The organism is Serratia sp. ME47 (genome assembly GCF_903970925.1).
Taxonomy (GTDB): Bacteria; Pseudomonadota; Gammaproteobacteria; order Enterobacterales; family Enterobacteriaceae; genus Serratia; species Serratia ureilytica.
Genome location: NZ_CAJCKE010000004.1, coordinates 276976 through 298271, shown reverse-complemented (window position 1 = coordinate 298271; position 21296 = coordinate 276976). Strand labels below are relative to the sequence as shown.

Below are 21296 nucleotides of genomic sequence, written 5' to 3'. Positions count from 1 at the left end.
AGGCACGGCAATGCCATAACGAAAACTGAATTAAGGGGGCGATTATGACACAAGTTTGCATTGCTGCGTATGTGTATGGCGTGGTGCAGGGGGTAGGGTTTCGCTATTCCACTCAGCGGCAGGCTGAGGCGCTGGGGGTGACGGGCTATGCGCGCAACCTTGATGACGGCAGCGTTCAGGTGGTGGCCTGCGGCACACAGGCGCAGGTGGACTCGCTGGTCGCATGGCTGAAGCAGGGCGGCCCGCGCAGCGCGCGCGTCGAACGCGTGCTGGTGGAGCCGCAAGGCGTAGCCGACTACGACGGGTTCGGCATTCGCTATTAAGCGCTCGCCTGCAGCGGCGCTGAGGACGGAGCGGTCAGATGCATTTTACCGGTTTGGGCAACCCGGCGATCTTGGTGGCCTGTTTGGCCGGCCCTTTCGGGAACAGGCGGTACAGATAGCGGCTGTTGCCTTTTTCTTCGCCGTATTTCTGCGCCATGGCTTTGACCAGCATGCGAATAGCCGGTGAAGTATTGAATTCCTGATAGAAGTCGCGCACAAAGCGCACCACTTCCCAGTGTGCTTCGGTGAGCACGATCTCTTCCTGCGCGGCCAGCAGCGGCGCCAGGCCTTCATGCCAGTCGGCGCTGTTTTTCAGATAGCCCTGCGCGTCAGTGTCGATAACCCGACCTTCAAACTCCAACATACTGCCTCGATAACGGATAATTCGGAACGGCCGCCAGTTTAGCAAATTTTTTCAGCCGCAAAAAATAAAGCCCCGCCGGAGCGGGGCCTGGAAGGCGGGGTAACACGCGATCAGTTGCTGCGGGCGAAGCCCAGAATGCTCAACAGGCTGATGAACATGTTGTACAGCGATACGTACAGGCTGACGGTGGCGCGAATGTAGTTGGTCTCGCCGCCGTGAATGATGTTGCTGGTTTCCCACAGGATCGCGCCGGCGGAGAACAGAATGAACAGCGCGCTGATCGCCAGGTGCAGAGCAGGGATCTGCAGGAACAGGTTGGCGATCACCGCCACCAGCAGCACCACAAAACCGGCCATCATCATGCCGGACAGGAACGACATGTCTTTACGGGTGGTCAGCACGTAGGCCGAGCAGCAGAAGAACACCGCGGCGGTGCCGCCCAGCGCCAGCATGATCAGATCGCCCGCGCCGGCGTTCAGGAACGAGCTGAGGATCGGGCCGAGGGCATACCCCATGAAACCGGTCAACGCGAACGCCGCCAGAATGCCTGCCGGGCTGTTGGCCAGTTTATGCGTCAGGAACATCAGGCCGTAGAAGCCAACCAGCATCAGCAGCAAGCCCGGCGCAGGCAGGCCCAGCAGGGTACTGGCGGTTGCGGTCAGCGCCGAGAAAGCCAGCGTCAGGGATAACAGGAAATAGGTGTTGCGCAGGACTTTATGCGTGCTGAGCAGGGAGTCGCGCGAGGAAGACGAGACGACAATGCGGTCCATAATGATCTCTCTTATCAGGCCATCACAAAATAATCCCGATGATAGGCAGCGCAAGCGCTTGATTAAAGTTTGTTTACCAATCTTTACCCTTAGTTATCATTGTTGCAACAGCGGGGGGAGCGGCCGCACGTTTGTTCGCTGGCTTGCATCATTCCGTCGATTTTTCGCGCGGTTGAACGCGCCTGGGCTTTACAAGCGAATAAGCTCTGTTTATAGTGCGCGTCGTTGCGGAGGGGTGGCCGAGTGGCTGAAGGCAACGGTCTTGAAAACCGTCGACGGGAAACCGTTCCAGAGTTCGAATCTCTGCTCCTCCGCCATACATTCTGACCCCGCGCTCTTAGAGCGCGGGGTTTTTTGCTTTTGCGTGCTGAGAACTTGACGGTCGCCCGCAGGAAACGCGAACGGCTATTGATAAGGGCTACGCATCGGTGAGATTATGCGGTCATCAAGGCAGGCCGCTCGGATGCCTGCTGCTGTCAGGCGTGACTGGCACGATAATTAACGCCGCCTTATCGATTTTGCTTAATACTCTTAGGAGACAGAGATGAACTGGTATCAAGTCGCCCTATGGACCATGATTTTTCTCAAGTCCGGCGCTTTCCTGGTGTTCGTATGGTGGTGGATGTTCAAACGTGCGACCAAACCCTATGAGCGTCCGAAAGACGTCGTGGTCGACGAGACGCCGTATGACGATAGCCTTACGATGGAAGAGGTGATGAAGAATCACGGCATCGTACGGACTGAAAAGCCGCTCTGATCGTCGAATGTCTGTGTTGCTATCAACCCGAGCCTGTGGCGCTCGGGTTTTTTATTCCCGCCGTTACTCGCGATGCATCCCTTTTCCCCTATCTTGTTTGCCCCCTGTAGCGATTTATTTAAATGAATTATCTTTCAGTATATTTTTTAATATACTTTAAAGGTGGGTTTTATATTGATAGGGAAAGATATATTTTTCTCTGAAAAATTCATCCTTATCGACTGAGCAAAGAAAAATTCGGACGCTGTTTCTTGTTTGTCTGAATATTCATGTGCAGAGAGTATCGCATTTTCGGGCTACTCCTATAGCGGTAGGTTGGCTAATTTTTTAAGGTAGGGGAAAAGTAAACCGTACGTGGAGGAAGGAGGAGGGTTAAGAAATCTAAGATTTTTCTTTGTGTATTTTTTCTTTTTATATCAATGGTTTTTTGTTTTTTATGCCACAAGCGCTTTTATGAGGAAATGACGGCGCTCATTTAACCCGCGCAGTAAGCAGCCTGCCGTACTCACTCTTTTAAGGCACACATCCTTCCGGCCATTGCTCGATTCATTTTTTTTATTGTCATGAAAATTATTTGATTCGATGTTGCAATTTTTTTGTCTTTGGAATTAATATGTCCTGCATCTGGCGGTGAATGAGATTTTTCCCATTGTCGGATACCTTTTAGAATACACTTGGATATATATAAATATATACCGTCGCATATAAACTTTTAGATGGCAGGATGCTGTCAATACTCTGCTATTGCCTAAGCTTCGTTAGCCTCTAAACGGTTTAATGGTGTAGGTCATTTTATATATGCTCTCTCAGCGAAGAAAGTAATGGGGTTTATTATGATTAAGCAAGGCATCTCTTTGGCGGTATTGGCTGCCGCGTTAACATCTGTGGGCGCAACGGCGGCAGATAATTCCGCCGGTGGCGTTATTTCGTTTAGCGGTGCCGTTACGGATACCACTTGTACCATCAATGGCGGGAAAAGCGCCGATTTTACCGTTGCGCTCAGCCCGATTTCCGTGACTGATGCGGGCACCGTGGTCGGCCCCATCACCAAAAACAAGAAATCTTTCTCGCTGACGTTCTCCGGCTGCACGCCGGCGGCGGGAACGGCCGGTACGCCGCTGAAGATCTACTTCTCTTCGGCGAATAATATCTCTACCGACGGGAAATATCTGCTGAACAGCTCCGTGAATGAAAGCGACGCCGCCGTAGCGAAAAACGTCGGTTTTTCTCTGGCTGAGCCGGGTTCATCCACGCCGATTCCGTTGAACGTGCCTTATGTCACCAAGATCAAAGGCGATAAAACGGCGCCGGATGCCGAAACGCTGACGCTGGACGCCTATTACTACAAGACCAATGCGTTGGCGGCAAAAGTGGGGGAATTGAGTTCCAACGTGACTTACACCATTTCTTACCTGTAATTGCAATTAAGCCAGGCCTGCGCCCAAGGCAAAGGCCTGGCTTCTGGGGTGACTATGAAACAGTGCTTAATCTTTGCTGGATTGTTTCTCAGCAGCTTTTGCGCCGATGCCAATATTGTAATTAATGGAACGCGCGTTATTTATCCGGAAAAAAACAAGGATGTTATCGTTCAGTTAGTCAACAATGGTGACGATCCGGCACTGGTGCAGGCATGGATTGATGACGGTGATATAAATTCGACGCCTGAAACGGCAAACGTGCCGTTCTTGTTATCCCCGCCGGTTGTGAAAGTTGCCGGAAATAATGGCCAGCAATTACGCATACAAAAAATGAACGCGGCGCTTCCCGGCGATCGTGAGTCGGTATTTTATTTGAATGTGCTGGATATCCCGCCTACGCCGGAGAATTTGCAGGGCGTCAATACGCTGCAATTAGCCATCAAATCACGCATCAAGCTATTTTATCGCCCGGCAGGGTTAACCGGCAGTGTCAATAACATCACCGACTTCATTGAACTCCAGGCGGCGGGGAAGGGATTTAAGGTTATCAACAAAGGCCCTTACTATTTTACGTTGGCCAATGTTGATCAGAAAGGCAAAAAGAATCTGTTGGTCGATTCAGTGATGGTCGGGCCATATTCCAGCCTCTTTGCCCCGACCAAAGTTGGCGTGAGCCGGAATATTCCCTACACCCTGCTCTATATCGACGACCTGGGGGCTTATAAATCTAAAGCCATTACAGCCCGCTAACGTGAAGAACGGCCATGAAGCTTAAACTAAAATTGCTTTCGATACTGACCGCATCTGTATTCATACCGTTAAATAAAGCATCGGCGATGAAATTCGACACTTCTCTATTGGCCGGCGCGTCCAGCGAATCCGATCTGTCGCGTTTTTACCTCAATAATGACATGCCGGCAGGCACGCAAACGGTCGACGTGTATGTCAACCAGAGTTGGAAAGGGCGGTTCTCGTTGCAGTTCGGCGAACATAAAGGCGATATTCGCATCGCCCATCGTGACGCCGCCCTGTTGGGCATCGATATGAGTCGTTTGTCCATCGGGGTGGACAAGGGGCCGATCCCCGTCCAAACGTTGGTGCAAGGAGGAAGGGCGGACTTCGATGTGGGGACGTTGAGCCTTAAGCTGACGGTGCCTCAGTCGCGAGTGATTCGCGCAGAGGCCGGCTATGTTGACGCCAAATTTTGGGATCGCGGCGTGCCTGCGTTGCTGCTGGCCTATAACGCCACCTATTACCACGTGCAGTCGTTGCAGGGCGACAAGGCGTCAAACGACGATTTCTATACCGGTTTGGAATCGGGGGTCAATCTGGCGGGTTGGCAATTCAGAGACAGCAGCAATTTCCGCAGCAGTTCGCGGCAAGGCAGCGATTGGCAAAATAATACTCGCTATGTGCAGCGTGGCTTCGCCGCCATCAAATCGAACCTGACGATGGGCGATTTCTATTCGCCGGGTGATTTGTTCGACTCGATTCGGGTGCGGGGCGGCGCTTTAGCCTCGGATATCAACATGCGGCCCAATTCGCAGCAGGGCTTTTCGCCGATAGTACGGGGCGTGGCGCAGAGCAATGCCCTGGTGAAAGTATTGCAAAACGGCAACCTCATCTATCAGGAGAACGTGCCGCCGGGCGCCTTTACGCTGGACAATATATTGCCGACCGGTTCTGCGGGGGATCTGTTGGTCGTTGTCAGGGAAGCCGACGGGCGGGAACAATCCTTTACCGTGCCGTTTTCCGCCGTTCCCAACATGTTGAAGCAGGGCGTCAGCAAATATGGCCTGGTTGCCGGTAAGGTCAATCAGGCGGATACCGACTATGCGCCCGCTTTCGTGCAGGGCACGCTGCAGTACGGCTTCAATAATCTGGTCACCGGTTACGCCGGTACGATCCTCAGCGAGGACTATCGCGCCTGGCTGCTGGGCAGTGGCTGGAATCTGCCGTTCGGCGCGGTATCCGTCGATGTGACTCAGGCCTCGACGCATTTGCAGGATCGCAACGAGAATGGGCAAAGTTTTCGGATCGCCTACAGCAAGTTTTTGGACGCTACCGCAACCAACTTCACGCTGGCGGCATACCGTTATTCGACCAAAGGTTATTACAGTTTCAACGATGCCATCTACACCCATCAAGGCTACCGCGAGCGTGACAAGCGCTTTCACGATTATTGGAACGATCGGGATGACCATGAGCTTGCCCCGCTGGATTTGAATACCTGGGACGCCGTTCGCGCCGCTCGTCCGCGCAATACCTTCAATTTGAACCTGAATCAGAGGCTCGCAGAAGGGTGGGGCACGCTCTATTTCTCCGGCACCCAGCGCGACTATTGGTCGGATACGAATAAAAGCCGGGAATACCAGCTCGGGTATTCAAATGCCTTCGCGCGCGTCAGTTACAACATTTCCGCGAGTCGCGTGAGAAATTCCGATCGCAAAGAAGAGACGCGGTTTTATCTCTCTTTGAGCGTGCCGTTGTCGATGTTCGACAACAATGCCTATCTCAGCACCAGCTTATCCGCCACCGATTCGCACTATCAGCAAAGCTCGCTGAGCCTGAGCGGCAATGCGCTGGAATCAAACCGTCTGAGTTATGCGCTTGCCGGCAGCAATCAAAGTGGCGGCAACAGCATGGCGAGCGTGAATGCCGCCTATCGCGCCAACGCGACGACCGTCGGCGGCTCCTACAGTGAATCATCAGACTATCGACAGTTGGGCATGAGCGCCCGCGGCAGCCTGGTGGCGATCCCTTGGCATTTGCTGGCGTCCAACGAAATGGGCAACACCATGATGGTGGTGGACGCGCCCAAGGCCAAAGGGCTGATGGTGAACGGCGACGAGAGTATCGTCACTAACGACGAAGGGCTGGCTTTGGTGCCTTACGCCACGCCTTACCGGCAAAACTCCGTGACATTGTCGGATACCGGCAACAGTTCCGGCGCCGAGATCGTCGGCAATATCGCCAACAGCGTGCCCTATGCCGGCGCCGTCAACTATTTGAGATTCGAAACCGATCGGCGTCGGCCTTATACGCTGCGCGCCTTTAAGCCCGGCAATAAGCCCCTGCCATTTGGTGCGGAGGTGGCGGATCAAAGCGGGCATGCCATTGGCTTCGTCGGGCAGGCCAGCGTCCTGTATCTGCGGGTGGAGCAGCAGCCAACGTCGCTGGAGGTCAGGCTGAATGACGGTGTCTGCAAGATTGAACGCCCGAAAATCTCGATGGACAGCGCAGCCAACACATGTCGATAAAAGGATAATTACACCATGCTCAGGATACTCGCACTGACCCTGTCCCTGTTGTTCAGCGGTTACAGTTACGCTTCATGCTACGGCAACGGCATCCAATATGCGCCGCCTATCTACGTCGATTTGTCGGATAAGCTCAGCGATAAAACCCCGGTCTGGGAAGGCAGTTTTTATACGCAATACAGCGGTTCATTCAGTTGTTCAACCTCGAGCAGCGAATTCGGCTATACGCGCATCCTGTCAACCGACAGCACAAAGGCGACCATTCTGGGATTCAACAACGGTAAATATTGGATACGCGCGGAAATAACCAACGACATCGCCAACAAAAAACTTAGCGGTTGGGGATCGCACTCCGCTTCGGAATTGAATCAGCCGATGAATATTCGTTTCAGTCTGGTCAGCAAGACGGGCACATCGATACCCGGCGACACGGTTAGCCTTAAGGACGTGATGTTCGTGACCGATCTGAGCGGGATGTCCTTGCTGGAGATCATTTTGTGGCCCGCCAAGCAGTTGGTGAAGATTTTGACCTGGCTGCTCAACGGTTTCAATTGGCCTTACGATCAGCGCGACATGTACGGGCAGCCGATGACCATCAAGTATGCGCCCAAGATGACGACCTGCACTTTCGACAATGCCGGCCTGGCGGTGAAGTTGCCGACGCTGGGGATATCGCAGATTACTCAGGGGGCGCAAAATGGCCTGACGCCCTTTACGCTGAATTTCAGCTGCCAGAATCGGCAAAGTGGCGGCACGGCCGATCGGGATATCAATATGTTTTTATCCAGCAATAATCTGTTGTCTTCGGATAATACGGTTTTGATTGATAAAAGCCCTGAGGCGGCAAAAGGCATTGGCATCCGGCTGGTCAAGACGGCTTCGCCGAATAATCCCGTCACGCTGTCGCTTTCCAGCGTGACGCCAGGCGCGGCGACTTCATTATTTCACGTGGGAACCGGCAATGCCTTGGATGCGCAATTTTCCATCGGCATGGCGGCCTATTATTATCCTTACAGCCCCACCGCAATGAGCAGCGGGGGAATTAACACATCGGCTACGCTTAACATTATATATAAATAATTCTTTTGTTATTTTTAATAATAAAAAACAGGTTGCCACATATAAGAAAAATCTTAACATGGTAATTGGTGGCGAATATTATTTGCTTGAATAATATTGGTGTTTAATCCGGATCTCTATGTTGAGGATGAATTGTATGACGGAACAAATCCAGATCGGTGTCAAAGTGGAAAAATCGCTAAAAGATGAGGTTGACGTCATTCTTCGCGGTTTGGATATTAAGCCGACGACGGCGATAAATGGGCTTTATCAATATATCTCGCAGCATGGAGAGCTCCCTTTTGTCATATCAACCAGCGTGAAAACACCGAAGGATATCGCCGGCGGGTTGTTCAAGAACCTGTTTTCCTTACAAAGCACGCTCAGCGTTTTCCTGGATAAAGTGCAAATGAAGCGGTGTGTCAGCAGGGAGGAAGTATTGATTGTGCTCGATATATTGCGCGATTTTATCGTTGGTTTTCGCCAAAGCGCGCAATATCTCGGCGCTTCGCCTTTCGGTCGGCGCGTAGTTTGGAAGGATGCCGTATGCGCCGTCGAGAGTATTCATGAAATTCTAGATAATAACGTGAAATACAGTGAAGATGGCATTATGAATTTGGATGAAAAATATCTTTCATCGCTGTCCGCATTGCTGATCTCATTATGTTCTTCACTTAAGTAAGTCGAACCAATAAATTTAATTGACATGACTGCCATGGGGGCGTTGTTAAAAACGCGCCCATGATAAATAGCAATGGGGTGATCCTGTGCGAGTGGCTATATTTTCTGATGATTACTATTTATTCTATGGCATATCGCAGATCTTAATGTCGTTGGAGGGCGTTGAAGTTATGGGTCTGCATTCATCTGCACGCCGTGGATTACATGCCATGTATTGTCATGCAGAAGTGGTCATCGTCTCTTTCTCGTCTATCTGTCGGGTTATGAATTTCTTATCGCATATTATCGACAGGCCTGACAATACGATCGTCTTAACCGGCGTGGAAACGCCGCGACTGGCGAATTTTAACTGTCTGAAAAAAAACATCGGTCTTACGACGTTCGTTGAGGCAATAAAAATGTTCACCGCGAGCTGCAAAGGGCAGAGCCTGTCGCCGCGCGAGCTTTCGGTGTTGGCCATGCTGCTGGCGGGAAAACCGAATACCGGCGTCGCTAAGGCGTTGGGCATTTCCGAGAAAACCGTCAGCCAGCATAAAATGAACGCCATGCGTAAATTGGAAATCGAACGTTTTCACCAATTTATTGTTGCGGCGGATGAGCGAGTGTAAGCGTGATGCCGTTGGCGGAGTGAGCGCCGTCTGATGCCCGAGTAAAATAAACCCGCCGAAGCGGGTTTTTCCGTCAGTTTTTGCAGCCCATCAACTCCGGCAGAACGCCGGGCTTGTTCTTCAGCGAAGCCTGTACGTCGTCAGGCAGACCAGCCCAGATGATCAGGCCGGTGCGTTTCTCGATCTCGTCCACCGTCACGCGGAATTGGCAAAAATCGGCGCCCTTCGGCGTGTTTTGATCGAACAGGAAAGCGGCATAGTGGTTCACCGCCGGGCTGTTGTTGATGAAAATCACCTTCCAGTAGGCGCTGGGGATGGTGTGCGCTTTCTGGGTGCCCGGCAGTTTGCCCATATCGCGTTCATACAGCGGCCCGGTCACGGTATAGACCGAAGAGATGTCCGCGCGATCGATAAGCTTGCGCTCCTGATCTTCCAACCGCGCCCAGGCGCCCTGGTTCAGGTCGGACTTTTGCGGCGTGATGTTGGACAGGTAGTTCAGCGATTCCCAGTCGGAAACGCCGGCCAACGAGGCCAGCGGCGCCTGATGGCCGCGATCGACCTTCAGCGCCGCGTTGGCGCCGGTGTAATCGGCAGGGGCCAGGGTATCTGCCGGATTGAGCGCCGGGTCGGTTTTCCAGTTGCGCGTCTTGCCGCTGGCCGGCGTGTCTTTGGTGATGTGATAGGCCACCCAGTTGGCGAATTTGGTGGTGCTGTTATTGTTCAACGTATAAGCATGACGCACGATCGATACATTGCTGCTGCCGCCGGTCGGGCAGCCAACCGCGCAGTTGTCGATAGATTCGAGCGTCTCGGCCGACGCCTGTGCGGCGAACAGCAGGGCGGCCAGGGCCAACATCTTGTTGTTAAAGCGCATATTCATATCCTCAATAAGTTAAAAAATGCTGTATATATTTACAGTAAATTAAACTTATCGCAGTGAAACGAATACAACAATGCAACACATTCATGTTGTGAATGTGTCAGTCATGGTACAGCGATACCGCACGTTAAAGTCGGCAGAAATAAAAACGGCGTCCAACAGACGCCGTTTCAAAAGGGGGTTATTCCAGCAGGTCGTTGACCGTGCGGCGAACGTAGTGCGTCATCTGCGCCAGATCGTCCGGTGATACCGGCCCGCCGCCGGCGCGCACCACCTGCTGCTCAATTTGGGCGATCTCTTGCTCGACCTTGTTGGCGATCTGCACTTTGACTATCTTGTCCACCGAAGACAGCAGCACCTTCAATACCACTTTCAACGCGATGTTTTCGCAGAACGAGTCGTAGTGATGAACCGGCGGCGGCGGGGCCGGAGCCGGATCGGGCGCGCGCGGAGCCAGAGCTTTGAAGCTGTCTACATTTTCAATAATAAGATCCATGTCTCTTATTAGTTCATCAAAATCTTTAGACACTGACTTATTCCCTTCGCTGTGCGCAAAAAACAGAACGCCCGTCCTCGGGCTGAAAGCCGATGAGCGACGGGCAGAACGAATTCGGGCCTGGCCTTCAGACGCTGAATGGCCGGGGGAGGGGCATTCTAACCTTGCGGCGGGTCGGCAACAAGATGGGGCCGTGCGAATGCGCGGCCCTTTGAATCACGGGTGCAGGAGGGCGATTAACTTTTCAGCTTGGCGGTGATTTTCGCCACGTGCTCGCCCTGATAGCGGGCAATGGTCAGCTCTTCGTTGCTCGGCTGTCGCGAACCGTCGGCGCCGGCGATAGTGGTCGCACCATAGGGGGTGCCCCCGCGCACCTGCGAAACGTCAAACAGCTCCGGCGTCGCATAGCCGATCGGCACGATGATGAAGCCGTGGTGCGCCAGCGTGGTCCAGGTCGAACTGATGGTTTGCTCCTGGCCGCCGCCGGTGCCGGTGGAGGAAAATACGCTGCCCACCTTGCCGTACAGCGCGCCGGAAGCCCACAGGCCGCCGGTCTGATCGAGGAAGGTGCGCATCTGTCCGGCCATGTTGCCGAAGCGGGTCGGCGTACCGAAGATAATGCCATCATAGTCCGCCAGCTCTTGCGGGGTGGCGACCGGCGCCTGCTGGTGTTGCTTGCCCCCGGCTTTGGCGAAGGCTTCCGGCGTCATGGTTTCCGGCACGCGTTTGACCGTTACGTCCACGTTATCGACCCGATTCGCCCCTTCGGCCACCGCCTGCGCCAGGCGTTCGATGTGGCCGTACATTGAGTAATAAAGCACCAACAGTTTCGTCATGTTTCGTACTCCCGCTCAGATGATTAACAAAAACCCCTGATAAGCATAGAAGCGAATGACGAACTTGGCGTCGTGGCGTTACCTGATGCCGGCGATCGCCAACAGGGCGCCAAAGACAATCAGTAGCCCGCCAAAGGTGCGATCGATGCCGCGGCGCAAACGCAAAAAGCGCGCATTGACGCCCGGCGCGGAAAACAGCAGCGCGACGGCGGCGAACCAGAATACATGGACGGCGGCGATAAAGAGGCCATAGCCGATCTGTACGCCGAGCGCGGTGTGGGGAGAGACCACCTGCATGAACAGACTGACGATGAAGATGGTGGTTTTCGGGTTTAACGCGTTGGTGAGAAAGCCGGTTTTCAGGGCGGCGAGATCGCTGATGGCGGCCGGCGTCGTGGTGGGCGCGGCGTCGTGATGGGTTGCGTTGCGCAGCAGCGTAAAGCCGAGGTAGATCAGGTAGGCGGCGCCGATGCCTTTGAGCAGGTTAAACAACCAGGGCGACTGTTGGATCAACACGCCGACGCCAATCAGCGTATAGCTGACATGGATCAGTACGCCGGCGCCAATGCCGCAGGCGGTGAAGATGCCGGCGCGGCGGGAGAGCAGCAGGCTGTTGCGCGAGACCATGGCGAAATCCGGCCCGGGGCTGATTACAGCGAGTAAAGTAATGGTGACGACAGCGATGAGTTCAGTCATAGTTATCCTTGCGATGTTTATCAATAGAGTGACTGATTTATAAGAGTAATTTTTCTCGGTGACAAACGATGAATAGTGACGATATCGGTGAGAAAAACTCACGCAATAGAGCCAGGCCATTGCCGTTGGGGGGGCTGCGCTGTTTCGAGGCCGCCGCGCGGCTGGAAAGTTTCACCCAGGCGGCGCAGGGGCTGAATTTGACGCATGGCGCCATCAGCCGGGCGGTGAGGGCGCTGGAAGAGGAATTGGGCGTGGCGTTGTTTGAGCGCCGCCATAGGCGAGTACTGCTCACGGCGGCGGGCCGCAAGCTGTTTCAGGCGACACAGCAGGCCTTCGGCATTCTGGACCATACCGCGCTGGAGCTGCGCCAGCAGGCGCTCAATGCGCCGCTGATCTTGTCCTGTGAACCGACCTTATTGATGCGTTGGCTGATCCCGCGTTTGCCGGCTTTTCAGCGGGCGCACCCGGACATCAACTTACAGCTGGTGGCGGGCGGCGGTCCGTTTTCGTTCCATGACGGCATCACGGCGGCGATCCGGCGCAATGACTTCGATTGGGGAAAGCAGGCGCATAGCCTGGCGCTGTTCAATGAAAAGGTCGGGCCGGTGTGCCAACCCGAGGCGCTGACGAGGCTGACGGCCTCTGTGGACGGACGGCGGCTTTTGCTGCCGGGCGCCAAACTGCTGCATGCCGCGACCCGGCCGGATGCCTGGCGGCACTGGGCGCATCAGCAGGGGGTGATATTGGCGGGGCATCCGGAACAGCGCTTTGACCATTTCTATTTCAGCCTGCAGGCCGCGGTAGCCGGCCTTGGTATCGCAATCGGCCCATGGCTGCAGGTGCGAGACGATCTGGCCGCCGGCTTGTTGAGCGCGCCGTTCGGTTTTACGCCCGACGGCAGCGGCTATTACCTGCTGTCGCCGCAGCCTATCGTGCCGGGCAGCGCGTTGGACCGGCTGGCCGAGTGGCTAACGCTCACGGCAGGCGCCTGAGTTTTTGCGCCAGCCGCTGTTCCTGCCAGCGGCTGAAGACGTTGCGCAGCAGCAGGGTACGTACCGCCCGCATGATCAGCGCGAGGCTCATGCCGCCGATCGCCCATAGCGCCCAGAGATAGTGCGGGTGGGTAAAGACGTTGACAGCGAGCAATATCGCGCCGATGACGGCGAAACGCACCGCCATGCTCAGCAGTTTACCCTCTGCCGCAACCTGGCGACGAAGGCGCTGCGCCTCAGGCGTCTCCTCCTGCGGTGCCTGCGGCGGCGCGTTGAGATCGCTGACCTGCACGCCCAGCGCGGCGGCGATTGCGGTCAAGGTTTCCAGGCTGGCCTGTTCGCCGTTTTCAATCCGCTGTACGGTGCGGGTGCTGAGGCCGGCGATGGCCGCCAACTGCTCCTGCGACCAGCCTTTTTCCAGGCGTAATGGTCTGATGCGGTACTTTTGCATGGTGCACTCCCGAGTTCGCTGTCACTATCATCCAGTGTAGGAGGCGCGGGGTAGCGGCGCCACGACAGCGGCACGACAGCGACACGACATCCGCCGCCGGTGCGGGCCGGCGGGCAGTCAGAAGGCGACGTTGCGGATAAAGCGCAGCGGGAGATCGCCGTGGTTGGCGTAAGCGTAGCGCTGATCGCTGTTGAAGGTTTGCGTGGCGCCGGCGCTGAGCGTCAGCGTGCCTTGTTCCAGTTCCAGCGTCAGGGTGCCGGCAATCACGTAGATCATTTCGCTCCAGCCTTCGGCGTCCGGCGCCGAGTCGTAGCGCTCGCCCGGCATCAGCGTCCATTCCCACAGCTCGGCCCGTTGGCGTGCCGGCACGCTGGCGGCAAACAGCGCCTGGCTGCCCGGCTGTGCGCCTTGCCAGGCCAATTCGCCCACCAGATGGTTGCCGCGCGCTTCCGGCGCCTGAATCAGATCGGTGAACGAAATCGCCAGGGCGGCGGCGATCTTGTCGAGCACCGCCAGACTGACGTTGCGATCGCCGGCCTCGATGCCCGCCAGCATGCGGCGGCTGACGCCGGAAAGTTCGGCCAGCGCCATCTGGCTCAGGCCCGCCTGTTGGCGGTAGCCGCGCAGATTGCTGCTCAGGTACTGCAGCACTTTGGGGGGATCGGTTTTCGCGTTATGCGCCGTATTGCTCATCGCCGGACTTTATCTCATACTGGCAGGATCTGTGCATTATATTGCACTCAGCAGGAAGGGCAAGCCGGTGTCAGCAGCAAAAAAATCCTTTATTTCCGCCGTGGTTCCGCAAATCAGGTTGCCGGAAGCGGTGTTGATTTTCATCACCATGATCTGGGGCGGCACCTTTTTGGCCGTGCATCACGCGATGCAAGTCAGCGGGCCGTTCTTTTTCGTCGGTCTGCGTTTCGCCACCGCCACGCTGGCGTTGACGCTGTTTTCGCTGCGCGTGCTGCGCGGCCTGACCCTGTATGAACTGAAGGCGGGCGTACTTATCGGGCTGGCGATCATGTTCGGCTACAGCATGCAAACCGTCGGTCTGCAGACGATTACCAGCAGCCAATCGGCGTTCATCACTGCCATGTACGTGCCGATCGTGCCGCTGTTGCAATGGCTGGTGCTGGGGCGGTTCCCCGGCATCATGTCGTGGATCGGTATTCTGCTGGCCTTTACCGGCCTGATGCTGCTGGCGGCGCCGAGCAGCACGGACATGTCGCTGAGCCTCGGCGAAATTCTGACGCTGGCCGGCACGCTGGGCATGGCGGCAGAGATCATTCTCATCGGCGCCTTTGCCGGCAAGGTGAATATCCGCCGGGTGACCATTGTGCAGCTGGCGACCGCCTCGCTGGCCTCATTTTTGATGATGGCGCCGACCGGCGAGTCGCCGCCGCCGTATTCGGATTACCTGCTGTACAGCGCCATAGGGCTGGGGCTGGCCAGCGCGTTGATTCAGCTGACCATGAACTGGGCGCAGCGCAGCGTTTCACCCACGCGCGCTACGGTGATCTACGCCGGCGAGCCGGTCTGGGCGGGCATCGTCGGGCGGCTCGCCGGTGAGCGTTTGCCGGGCGTGGCGTTGTTGGGGGGCGCGTTGATTGTGATCGGGGTGGTGGTCAGCGAGCTGCGCGTACGGCGTAAGGGGAAAGCGGCGGTGGCGACGGAAGCGGATTAGCGCAGAGGCAAAAAAGAGCAAAGGGGCGGAGATATCCGCCCCTTTTTGCATCACGCGGTTTTCTTCTTGCGCAGGAACACGTAAGACAGGCCGAGCAGGATGAACCACAGCGGGGTGACGATCAGCGCCTGGCGGGTGTCTTCGCGCAGCGACAACAGCACCAACACGAACACGAAGAACGCCATGCACACCCAGCACATCAGTTTGCCGGCCGGCATTTTGTAGATCGATTTCTGGTGCAGCGCCGGGCGCCGTTTGCGGTAGACCAGATACGAACACAGGATGATGGTCCAGACGAACATGAACAGAATCGCCGACACGGTGGTCACCAGGGTGAAGACCGTCATCACGTTCGGGATCAGGTAAATCAGCACCACGCCGCCCAGCAGGCAGATGCAGGAGAAGGTGAGGCCGTTGGCCGGCACCGCGCGCTTGGACAGGTTGGCGAACGATTTCGGCGCGTCGCCTTCCTGCGCCAGCCCGAACAGCATGCGGCTGGTGGAGAACACCCCACTGTTGGCGGAGGAGGCGGCGGAGGTCAGTACCACGAAGTTGATCACGCTGGCCGCGGCCGGCAGGCCAATCAGCACGAACAATTCAACGAACGGGCTCTTGTCCGGCACTACGGAGCTCCACGGCGTCACCGACATGATGACGATCAGGGCGAACACGTAGAACATGATGATGCGGATCGGAATCGAGTTGATGGCGCGTGGCAGTGACTTCTCCGGATCCTTGGTTTCCGCCGCGGTGGTGCCCACCAGTTCAATGCCGACGAAGGCGAATACCGCGATCTGGAAGCCGGCGAAGAAACCGCTGATGCCTTTCGGGAACATGCCGCCGTCATTCCACAGATGGGTGAACGAGGCTACGGTACCGGTCGGCGACTGGAACTGCATGGCGATCATCACCAACCCGGCGACGATCAGCCCGACGATGGCGACGATTTTGATCATCGCAAACCAAAACTCCATTTCGCCGAACATCTTCACCGTCGCCAGATTAAGGCCGAGCAGCAACAGCACGCACAGCAGCGAAGCGATCCACTGCGACAGTTCAGGGAACCAGAACTGGGCGTAGGCGGTGATCGCCACGACGTCGGCGATGCCGGTGACCACCCAGCAGAACCAGTAGGTCCAGCCGGTGAAGAAGCCGGCCCACGGGCCGAGCAGATCCGCGGCGAAATCGCTGAACGATTTGTATTCCAGGTTGGACAGCAGCAGCTCGCCCATGGCGCGCATCACGAAGAACAGCATAAAGCCGATGATCATGTACACGAAGATGATCGAAGGGCCTGCCAGGCTGATGGTTTTACCGGAGCCCATAAACAGACCGGTGCCGATGGCGCCGCCGATGGCGATCAGTTGAATATGTCGGTTAGTGAGGTTTCGCCGTAGATGATCTTCTGAGGCGGGCGTCGCGTCAGTCGCTATTTTAGAGTGATCTACCATCTGATGATGTCCTGTTTTACCTGTCATTAGTGAAGTCGTGAGCTCTGAAGTGGCTCTTTTTTATACATTTATCCGGTTGGTCCGGCTTTAGTAAGGTAGTGCAATAACGCCACCTTTGTGCAACATGTTTACAACATTTATACGCGGGATAAAAGTCGATCAATCTTTACACGAGAGGAGGCAAATCGGACGTTCAGGGAGCGGAAGATTACTCTTCAAACGATGGGATTAACAGACCTTATGCGGCTTATCTCGTTGATTAAACAAAGGGTTGTAAAATTCGCATGAGAAAAAGTAATGGGTGTAAGCGTTTGACAGCGAGGCTGACAAGAAGGGCGATTTATCTCGTTGGGCCGTTAGCTCAGGCGGATGAGCCGTTGACGCCTAATCAACGAGACAGAGGTTCGCCCCCTGTACGGCCCGCCAACCAAATCAGCGTGTTACGCTCAGACATTTCTTTGATCGTGCCCTCATGGCGCCGTTTTAAGCGCGTATTCTGCAAAAAAATTCGCATTTTTCGACTGATGTTCAGAAAGGTGATCTGGCGCAAACTGCGATGTTGCACCGTACTTTATACGGCAAGGGAGGCTGTGCGCTGGCGCAACGTCGGCGCAGGGATGGGGCATTTGCCCAAGAATCTTTCAGGTCAAGAAACGGGGAACACATGCGCGGCCGACATCAAGAGCAGTGCCCAAACGGCGGCTGAGAGTGCGGCGGTGGCATAGACGTGCCTCGCCGGCAGTTGCAGCATGCCGGCCATCAGCGGCACGGTGTAACGCATCACCGCCAGAAAACGCGAGGCGAACAGCAGCGGCAGCCCGCGCTTTTGCAAGGAACGTTGCGCTTTGCGCAGTGGGGCGTGAAAGCGTGCCGGCAGCCGGCGGCCAAGATCGCGACGGCAGAGCAGTGCGCCGCAGTGGAAAGACAGGATTGAGCCCAACGCCGCGCCAAGGGCGATGGCCGCCCAAACCGCGCCGATCGGCAGCGCATGTTTGCCCGCAAGGATGCCCATCAGCAGCGTCACCGAGGCAGGCGGCAGGACGGAGGACACCACGATCACGGATTTTCCCAGCGCGAACAGGAAAATCAGCAGCAGCAACATCTCCGGTTCCGGGCTGTATTTGGCGATAATGTGCGTCAATTCATCCATTTAACACCTGTGGGCGAGAGGGCTGACTGTCAGTGTCCCATCCGCAGGTTCAATAATGGCTAAATAACGCGTCGCTATCCGGTTATCTCTGCGTCTTGCTTGCGTGCCTCAGCATGCCGATGTCTGAGCGCCCCTAACAGCACGGCGCACAGCAGTGAAAAGGCGGCCAGCACCAGCGGCCCGGCATGCGGGCTGTGAAAACGCTGTTCCGCCTCAGTGCGGATCAGCGGGGCTAAAAAGCTGAATGCGGCGCCGAGCGTGGTGCAAAAACCGATGCCGGCCGCCAGCGCCGGACCGGTGAGCAGCTGAGCGGGAAACGTCCAGAAAATGGGTTGTACCGCCAGAAAACTGACTGCGCAACAGCTCAGGGCGACGATAGCGAGCAACGGGCCGGCATAGGAAGAGACGACCAACCCCAGCGCTGCCGCGACCATGCAGCCAACGGCGATCGGCAATCTTCTGGCGGTTTTTCTGTCGGCATAGCGCGGCAGGAAATAGACGCCAAGCGCGGAGCATGCCCAGGGAATGGCGGCCACCAACGAGGCCTTGAAGCCGAGATGGGTGCCCATCAGCGAGGCGATCTGCGACGGCAGAAAAAACATCAGGCCGTATACGCCGATTTGCAGGGTGCCGTAGATCAACGCCAGATGCCAAACTTTGCCGCTTCTCATCGCCGCTTTAACGCTGTTGGTTTCGGTACGCTGCTGTTCAGCGGCCAGCTGTGTGACCAGCGCATTACGTTCTTCCTCGGTCAGAAAGCGGGCGTGCCCTGGGCTATCGTCGAGATAGAAAAAGGCGAAGACGCCGAGGACGACGGCCGGCAACCCTTCCAGCACGAACATCCAGAACCAGCCGGGCTTGCCCAACACGCCGTGCATCTCCAGCAATGCCCCCGACAGCGGTGAGCCGAGCGTCAGGGCCGCCGGTACGCCAAGCACGAAAATGCCAATGACCGAGGCGCGCACCTTATTGGGAAAGTAGATAGATGCCAGCAGCAGGATGCCGGGGTAAAAGCCAGCTTCGGCGATCCCCAGCAGAAAGCGCAGGACAATAAATTGCTGCTCGTTGGCCACCAGCCCGGTACAGGCCGACAATGCCCCCCACAGCGCGGTGGTGGCGCTGAGCCAGCGTTTGGCGCCCCAGCGATTCATCAACAGGTTGGCCGGAATGCCGAACAGCGCATAGGCGGCAAAGAATATCCCCGCGCCCAGCGCAAAGGCGGATTGCGATAGCGCGATATCGATGGCCATCGCGTCTTTGGCAAAGCCGACGTTGACCCTGTCGATAAACGCGATGAAGTACATGGCGAACATCAATGGCACCAGTCTGCGCCAGGTTTTGCGGATGGCGACGTTGAGCTCTGGAGCGGCATAGGTGGCGTGATTCACTGGCGGTAACCTCTCTTCTGAGAATGATAAGCGTCGGTCATAAGGACCGTCCTGGCGCCGTGGCCCATCATGCGGCGATGACATGGCTTTTCTGCGTGAGCTGTAAAGGTCTAAAGGACTAATGGTCAGGCCTTTAGGGGCGAAAAAAACGCCGCGTATTGCGTCGGCATATCGGTACAGATATCACCATGGTGAATGGTGTGTTGTCTTTTTGTTAATTGAAAGTTCACACAGGGCCAGGAGGCGTTCAAGCGCTTTGATCGAGATCTGTGTGCGCTATCACCGAATTGGGAACCCGATGACAGACACTGGAGAGTGGCGCTTTCATCTCGCGAGGGAGGGCGATAAGGTGAAGCAGGGCACAACAGAACGCAGGAGCGCAACATGCTGAAGGTCATTGCTGAAGATTTCATTCACCCGGAACACATTGACACCGTTATGCCGTGGTATCGCGAGCTGGTGGAGAAAACCCGGCAGGAGCCGCTGTGCATCAGTTATGAACTGTGCATCGACCAGCAGGATCCCGGGCACTTTATTTTTATCGAAAGCTGGCCGGATCGCGCGGCTCTCGAAGTGCATTGCCAGACCGAGCATTTCACCCGGCTGGTGCCGCAGATCAATCAGTATCAGCGCAAGCCTTGCACCTTCCTGTTTATGCAGGCGTTCCCTGAACCAGGCGATAAATAGGCGAAAAAATCCCCGCAGGGGGCGGGGTCAATGGCTTCTCAACACTATCTTGTTGTGATTAAAAAATAGGCTGATAATGATTTTCATTCTCTAGGAATGCTCTTAAATTAATCAATCTGGTGAATGATTCGCCGTCTGCTTTTCGCTGGCGGTTTTAATGGCGCGCAGCATGCGGCGTCTTATCAACCCACTCACCAGGCGAATCGCATACCAGTAGGGGGTAAACCGCCGCCGGCTGGCGCTGTCGGGGCAGAAGATGCGCGTTTCCGTTACCAGGCGGCAGCGCCCGCCCTCCAGCGGGCTCGCGGCATACCCCAGCGCCAGTTTGGCGACGCCGGGCTGAGCGAAGGCCTGAAAGTCCGCCCCGTCAGCGACCTTCACCAAACCGTATTCAGCCTGCCAAAACCGGCCGATCAGGCCATAGACCAACGCGGTTTCATCCTGCTCAAGCAGGCAAAAGTTATGCAGGCCAAACGGCGGAGGACGAGGCTTATCGCGTGGCATCAGCCGCGCGGGCAATTCGCGCAGCGCTATCATGCTGCGGAAAAAACGATCGCGCTTGGGATCGTAAGCGGCCACGGCGTCCAGCACCCGCGATTGCGGCGCGGTGATGACGATCGTATGCCGCTCAGAGAACTGGTATTGCCCAAGATATTTATTCAACAGCGTCATGTTGTTCATGCTCCCGCCATTCGCTATGCAGCAGGGCGAAACCGAATTCATCACCCCATGCGCCTTTGAAAAACACGTTTTGCCGCCAACAGGCCTCACGGCGAAAGCCCAGCTTGCTGAACAACGCGGCGGCGCGAAGATTACGCGCGTCCACCACGGCGGTAATGCGGTGTTTCGCCAGCGGCCCGAACAGCAGGGCGATGACGGCGCTTAGCGCCTCGCGCGCCTGTCCTTGCCGCTGATGAACCGGATCGAAGGTCACGCCCAGTTCAGCCTGACGCCCTTCATCGAAAAAATGCACTGCGACATCGCCCAGCAACGCGCCGTCCTCGCGGCGCTCGACCGCCAGTTGAAACCAGCTGTCATCACGGTTGAACGCGAGCCGCTGTTGCTGTGCGAAAAAGGCCTGCGCCTGTGCGGCGCTGTAGTCGCTCCAGCTCTGGTAGCGCGCCACGTCAGGATGGTTGCGGTAGGCGGTAAAGTGGGGCAGATCGTCGGCGGTGAACGGGCGCAAGATCAGTCTGGGGGTCAGCAGAGGCAAGTGGCGCATTATTTTTCCTTATCAGCGCATGAGGGCTACCGGCAGTGTAGCCCAGCGCCGAGAGGCGGGCTGCGTAAAATGAGCTGTGGCGGGGAGGCGCAGCGGGAAATGCCGGCTCAGGCAAGCCGGCAA

The 21296-nt window shown here is 56.3% G+C and carries 24 protein-coding genes and 2 tRNA genes; 13 read left to right on the top strand and 13 right to left on the bottom strand.

The window, feature by feature from the left end; genetic code table 11:
• Positions 1–44: 44 nt before the first annotated feature.
• Complete coding sequence (gene yccX, locus H7A77_RS07170) at positions 45–323, top strand: acylphosphatase (protein ID WP_033650696.1); 279 nt, start codon at positions 45–47, stop codon at positions 321–323.
• Positions 324–357: 34 nt separating this feature from the next.
• Here the strand turns inward: yccX and tusE are convergent, their stop codons facing one another.
• Entirely contained in the window at positions 358–687 is a 330-nt protein-coding gene (gene tusE, locus H7A77_RS07165) for a sulfurtransferase TusE (protein ID WP_033642601.1), read from the bottom strand.
• A gap of 110 nt (positions 688–797) precedes the next feature.
• The gene (gene yccA / locus H7A77_RS07160; RefSeq protein WP_033642602.1) at positions 798–1457 is read right to left on the bottom strand and encodes an FtsH protease modulator YccA; all 660 of its coding nucleotides are present in this window, start codon (positions 1455–1457) and stop codon (positions 798–800) included.
• Positions 1458–1686: 229 nt separating this feature from the next.
• Here yccA and H7A77_RS07155 point away from each other — a divergent pair.
• From H7A77_RS07155 to H7A77_RS07120, 8 genes are all read left to right on the top strand, one after another.
• Positions 1687–1774, top strand: a tRNA-Ser gene (locus H7A77_RS07155).
• Between the two features lie 227 nt (positions 1775–2001).
• Entirely contained in the window at positions 2002–2214 is a 213-nt protein-coding gene (locus H7A77_RS07150; protein ID WP_004928089.1) for a hypothetical protein, read from the top strand.
• An 821-nt stretch (positions 2215–3035) separates the two neighbouring features.
• Entirely contained in the window at positions 3036–3632 is a 597-nt protein-coding gene (locus tag H7A77_RS07145) for a fimbrial protein (protein WP_369795919.1), read from the top strand.
• Positions 3633–3686: 54 nt separating this feature from the next.
• On the top strand, positions 3687–4382 hold the full coding sequence (locus H7A77_RS07140) for a molecular chaperone (protein ID WP_033644245.1): 696 nt from the start codon (positions 3687–3689) through the stop codon (positions 4380–4382).
• Between the two features lie 14 nt (positions 4383–4396).
• The gene (locus H7A77_RS07135) at positions 4397–6892 is read left to right on the top strand and encodes a fimbria/pilus outer membrane usher protein (protein ID WP_182073979.1); all 2496 of its coding nucleotides are present in this window, start codon (positions 4397–4399) and stop codon (positions 6890–6892) included.
• A gap of 15 nt (positions 6893–6907) precedes the next feature.
• The gene (locus H7A77_RS07130; RefSeq protein ID WP_089191480.1) at positions 6908–7972 is read left to right on the top strand and encodes a fimbrial protein; all 1065 of its coding nucleotides are present in this window, start codon (positions 6908–6910) and stop codon (positions 7970–7972) included.
• Positions 7973–8108: 136 nt separating this feature from the next.
• Entirely contained in the window at positions 8109–8633 is a 525-nt protein-coding gene (locus H7A77_RS07125; protein ID WP_049866670.1) for a hypothetical protein, read from the top strand.
• A gap of 169 nt (positions 8634–8802) precedes the next feature.
• Positions 8803–9240: a helix-turn-helix transcriptional regulator gene (locus H7A77_RS07120; RefSeq protein ID WP_197751833.1), complete on the top strand. Its 438-nt coding sequence runs from the start codon at positions 8803–8805 to the stop codon at positions 9238–9240.
• Between the two features lie 73 nt (positions 9241–9313).
• On the opposite strand, the gene H7A77_RS07115 is transcribed toward H7A77_RS07120, so the two are convergent.
• The 4 genes from H7A77_RS07115 to H7A77_RS07100 form a co-directional block, all read right to left on the bottom strand.
• A complete protein-coding gene (locus tag H7A77_RS07115; RefSeq protein ID WP_033650698.1) occupies positions 9314–10114 on the bottom strand; it encodes a DNA/RNA non-specific endonuclease in 801 nt (266 codons plus the stop codon).
• Between the two features lie 187 nt (positions 10115–10301).
• On the bottom strand, positions 10302–10616 hold the full coding sequence (locus H7A77_RS07110; protein WP_182073978.1) for a hypothetical protein: 315 nt from the start codon (positions 10614–10616) through the stop codon (positions 10302–10304).
• A gap of 236 nt (positions 10617–10852) precedes the next feature.
• Positions 10853–11452, bottom strand: coding sequence for an NAD(P)H:quinone oxidoreductase (gene wrbA, locus H7A77_RS07105; RefSeq protein ID WP_033650699.1), 600 nt, complete (start codon positions 11450–11452; stop codon positions 10853–10855).
• Positions 11453–11530: 78 nt separating this feature from the next.
• Positions 11531–12148 (bottom strand): LysE family translocator, encoded by a 618-nt coding sequence (locus tag H7A77_RS07100; RefSeq protein WP_033642607.1) that lies wholly within the window; start codon positions 12146–12148, stop codon positions 11531–11533.
• 68 nt (positions 12149–12216) lie between these two features.
• Here H7A77_RS07100 and H7A77_RS07095 point away from each other — a divergent pair, with 68 nt between their 5' ends.
• Positions 12217–13140: a LysR family transcriptional regulator gene (locus H7A77_RS07095; RefSeq protein ID WP_182073977.1), complete on the top strand. Its 924-nt coding sequence runs from the start codon at positions 12217–12219 to the stop codon at positions 13138–13140.
• On the opposite strand, the gene H7A77_RS07090 is transcribed toward H7A77_RS07095, so the two are convergent.
• The gene (locus H7A77_RS07090; RefSeq protein ID WP_033650701.1) at positions 13124–13591 is read right to left on the bottom strand and encodes a helix-turn-helix domain-containing protein; all 468 of its coding nucleotides are present in this window, start codon (positions 13589–13591) and stop codon (positions 13124–13126) included. The genes H7A77_RS07095 and H7A77_RS07090 overlap by 17 nt on opposite strands.
• 117 nt (positions 13592–13708) lie before the next feature.
• Positions 13709–14284 carry a helix-turn-helix domain-containing protein gene (locus H7A77_RS07085; protein ID WP_047024926.1) on the bottom strand — a complete coding sequence of 192 codons (576 nt, stop codon included), beginning with the start codon at positions 14282–14284 and terminating at the stop codon, positions 13709–13711.
• 67 nt (positions 14285–14351) lie between these two features.
• Here H7A77_RS07085 and H7A77_RS07080 point away from each other — a divergent pair, with 67 nt between their 5' ends.
• Positions 14352–15275, top strand: coding sequence for a DMT family transporter (locus H7A77_RS07080; protein ID WP_033642612.1), 924 nt, complete (start codon positions 14352–14354; stop codon positions 15273–15275).
• Positions 15276–15325: 50 nt separating this feature from the next.
• Here the strand turns inward: H7A77_RS07080 and cycA are convergent, their stop codons facing one another.
• Positions 15326–16726 (bottom strand): D-serine/D-alanine/glycine transporter, encoded by a 1401-nt coding sequence (cycA, locus tag H7A77_RS07075; RefSeq protein WP_033642613.1) that lies wholly within the window; start codon positions 16724–16726, stop codon positions 15326–15328.
• Positions 16727–17076: 350 nt separating this feature from the next.
• Between cycA and H7A77_RS07070 the strand changes: the two genes are divergently transcribed.
• Positions 17077–17152: transfer RNA gene (locus H7A77_RS07070), tRNA-Arg, on the top strand.
• Between the two features lie 220 nt (positions 17153–17372).
• Here the strand turns inward: H7A77_RS07070 and H7A77_RS07065 are convergent.
• Entirely contained in the window at positions 17373–17876 is a 504-nt protein-coding gene (locus H7A77_RS07065; RefSeq protein WP_033642614.1) for a DedA family protein, read from the bottom strand.
• Positions 17877–17950: 74 nt separating this feature from the next.
• The gene (locus H7A77_RS07060) at positions 17951–19264 is read right to left on the bottom strand and encodes an MFS transporter (protein ID WP_182073976.1); all 1314 of its coding nucleotides are present in this window, start codon (positions 19262–19264) and stop codon (positions 17951–17953) included.
• A gap of 384 nt (positions 19265–19648) precedes the next feature.
• On the opposite strand from H7A77_RS07060, the gene H7A77_RS07055 reads away from it, so the two are divergent.
• A complete protein-coding gene (locus tag H7A77_RS07055; RefSeq protein ID WP_147837866.1) occupies positions 19649–19951 on the top strand; it encodes a putative quinol monooxygenase in 303 nt (100 codons plus the stop codon).
• A 111-nt stretch (positions 19952–20062) separates the two neighbouring features.
• Here the strand turns inward: H7A77_RS07055 and H7A77_RS07050 are convergent, their stop codons facing one another.
• Positions 20063–20623: a hypothetical protein gene (locus H7A77_RS07050; RefSeq protein ID WP_033644247.1), complete on the bottom strand. Its 561-nt coding sequence runs from the start codon at positions 20621–20623 to the stop codon at positions 20063–20065.
• Complete coding sequence (locus H7A77_RS07045; protein WP_089191484.1) at positions 20607–21173, bottom strand: GNAT family N-acetyltransferase; 567 nt, start codon at positions 21171–21173, stop codon at positions 20607–20609. Before H7A77_RS07045 ends, H7A77_RS07050 begins: the two co-directional genes overlap by 17 nt.
• Positions 21174–21296 lie beyond the last annotated feature (123 nt).

Excerpts from the sequence above, each read along its gene's own strand:
- H7A77_RS07140 (WP_033644245.1), top strand. The coding sequence starts at position 3,687 with ATGAAACAGTGCTTAATCTTTGCTGGATTGTTTCTCAGCAGCTTTTGC.
- H7A77_RS07100 (WP_033642607.1), bottom strand. The coding sequence starts at position 12,148 with ATGACTGAACTCATCGCTGTCGTCACCATTACTTTACTCGCTGTAATC.
- H7A77_RS07135 (WP_182073979.1), top strand. The coding sequence starts at position 4,397 with ATGAAGCTTAAACTAAAATTGCTTTCGATACTGACCGCATCTGTATTC.
- H7A77_RS07050 (WP_033644247.1), bottom strand. The coding sequence starts at position 20,623 with ATGACGCTGTTGAATAAATATCTTGGGCAATACCAGTTCTCTGAGCGG.
- H7A77_RS07125 (WP_049866670.1), top strand. The coding sequence starts at position 8,109 with ATGACGGAACAAATCCAGATCGGTGTCAAAGTGGAAAAATCGCTAAAA.
- H7A77_RS07095 (WP_182073977.1), top strand. The coding sequence starts at position 12,217 with ATGAATAGTGACGATATCGGTGAGAAAAACTCACGCAATAGAGCCAGG.
- H7A77_RS07150 (WP_004928089.1), top strand. The coding sequence starts at position 2,002 with ATGAACTGGTATCAAGTCGCCCTATGGACCATGATTTTTCTCAAGTCC.
- H7A77_RS07130 (WP_089191480.1), top strand. The coding sequence starts at position 6,908 with ATGCTCAGGATACTCGCACTGACCCTGTCCCTGTTGTTCAGCGGTTAC.
- H7A77_RS07115 (WP_033650698.1), bottom strand. The coding sequence starts at position 10,114 with ATGCGCTTTAACAACAAGATGTTGGCCCTGGCCGCCCTGCTGTTCGCC.
- H7A77_RS07065 (WP_033642614.1), bottom strand. The coding sequence starts at position 17,876 with ATGGATGAATTGACGCACATTATCGCCAAATACAGCCCGGAACCGGAG.
- H7A77_RS07055 (WP_147837866.1), top strand. The coding sequence starts at position 19,649 with ATGCTGAAGGTCATTGCTGAAGATTTCATTCACCCGGAACACATTGAC.
- H7A77_RS07085 (WP_047024926.1), bottom strand. The coding sequence starts at position 14,284 with ATGAGCAATACGGCGCATAACGCGAAAACCGATCCCCCCAAAGTGCTG.
- cycA (WP_033642613.1), bottom strand. The coding sequence starts at position 16,726 with ATGGTAGATCACTCTAAAATAGCGACTGACGCGACGCCCGCCTCAGAA.
- H7A77_RS07145 (WP_369795919.1), top strand. The coding sequence starts at position 3,036 with ATGGGGTTTATTATGATTAAGCAAGGCATCTCTTTGGCGGTATTGGCT.
- H7A77_RS07120 (WP_197751833.1), top strand. The coding sequence starts at position 8,803 with ATGGGTCTGCATTCATCTGCACGCCGTGGATTACATGCCATGTATTGT.
- yccA (WP_033642602.1), bottom strand. The coding sequence starts at position 1,457 with ATGGACCGCATTGTCGTCTCGTCTTCCTCGCGCGACTCCCTGCTCAGC.
- wrbA (WP_033650699.1), bottom strand. The coding sequence starts at position 11,452 with ATGACGAAACTGTTGGTGCTTTATTACTCAATGTACGGCCACATCGAA.
- yccX (WP_033650696.1), top strand. The coding sequence starts at position 45 with ATGACACAAGTTTGCATTGCTGCGTATGTGTATGGCGTGGTGCAGGGG.
- H7A77_RS07090 (WP_033650701.1), bottom strand. The coding sequence starts at position 13,591 with ATGCAAAAGTACCGCATCAGACCATTACGCCTGGAAAAAGGCTGGTCG.
- H7A77_RS07045 (WP_089191484.1), bottom strand. The coding sequence starts at position 21,173 with ATGCGCCACTTGCCTCTGCTGACCCCCAGACTGATCTTGCGCCCGTTC.
- tusE (WP_033642601.1), bottom strand. The coding sequence starts at position 687 with ATGTTGGAGTTTGAAGGTCGGGTTATCGACACTGACGCGCAGGGCTAT.
- H7A77_RS07110 (WP_182073978.1), bottom strand. The coding sequence starts at position 10,616 with ATGGATCTTATTATTGAAAATGTAGACAGCTTCAAAGCTCTGGCTCCG.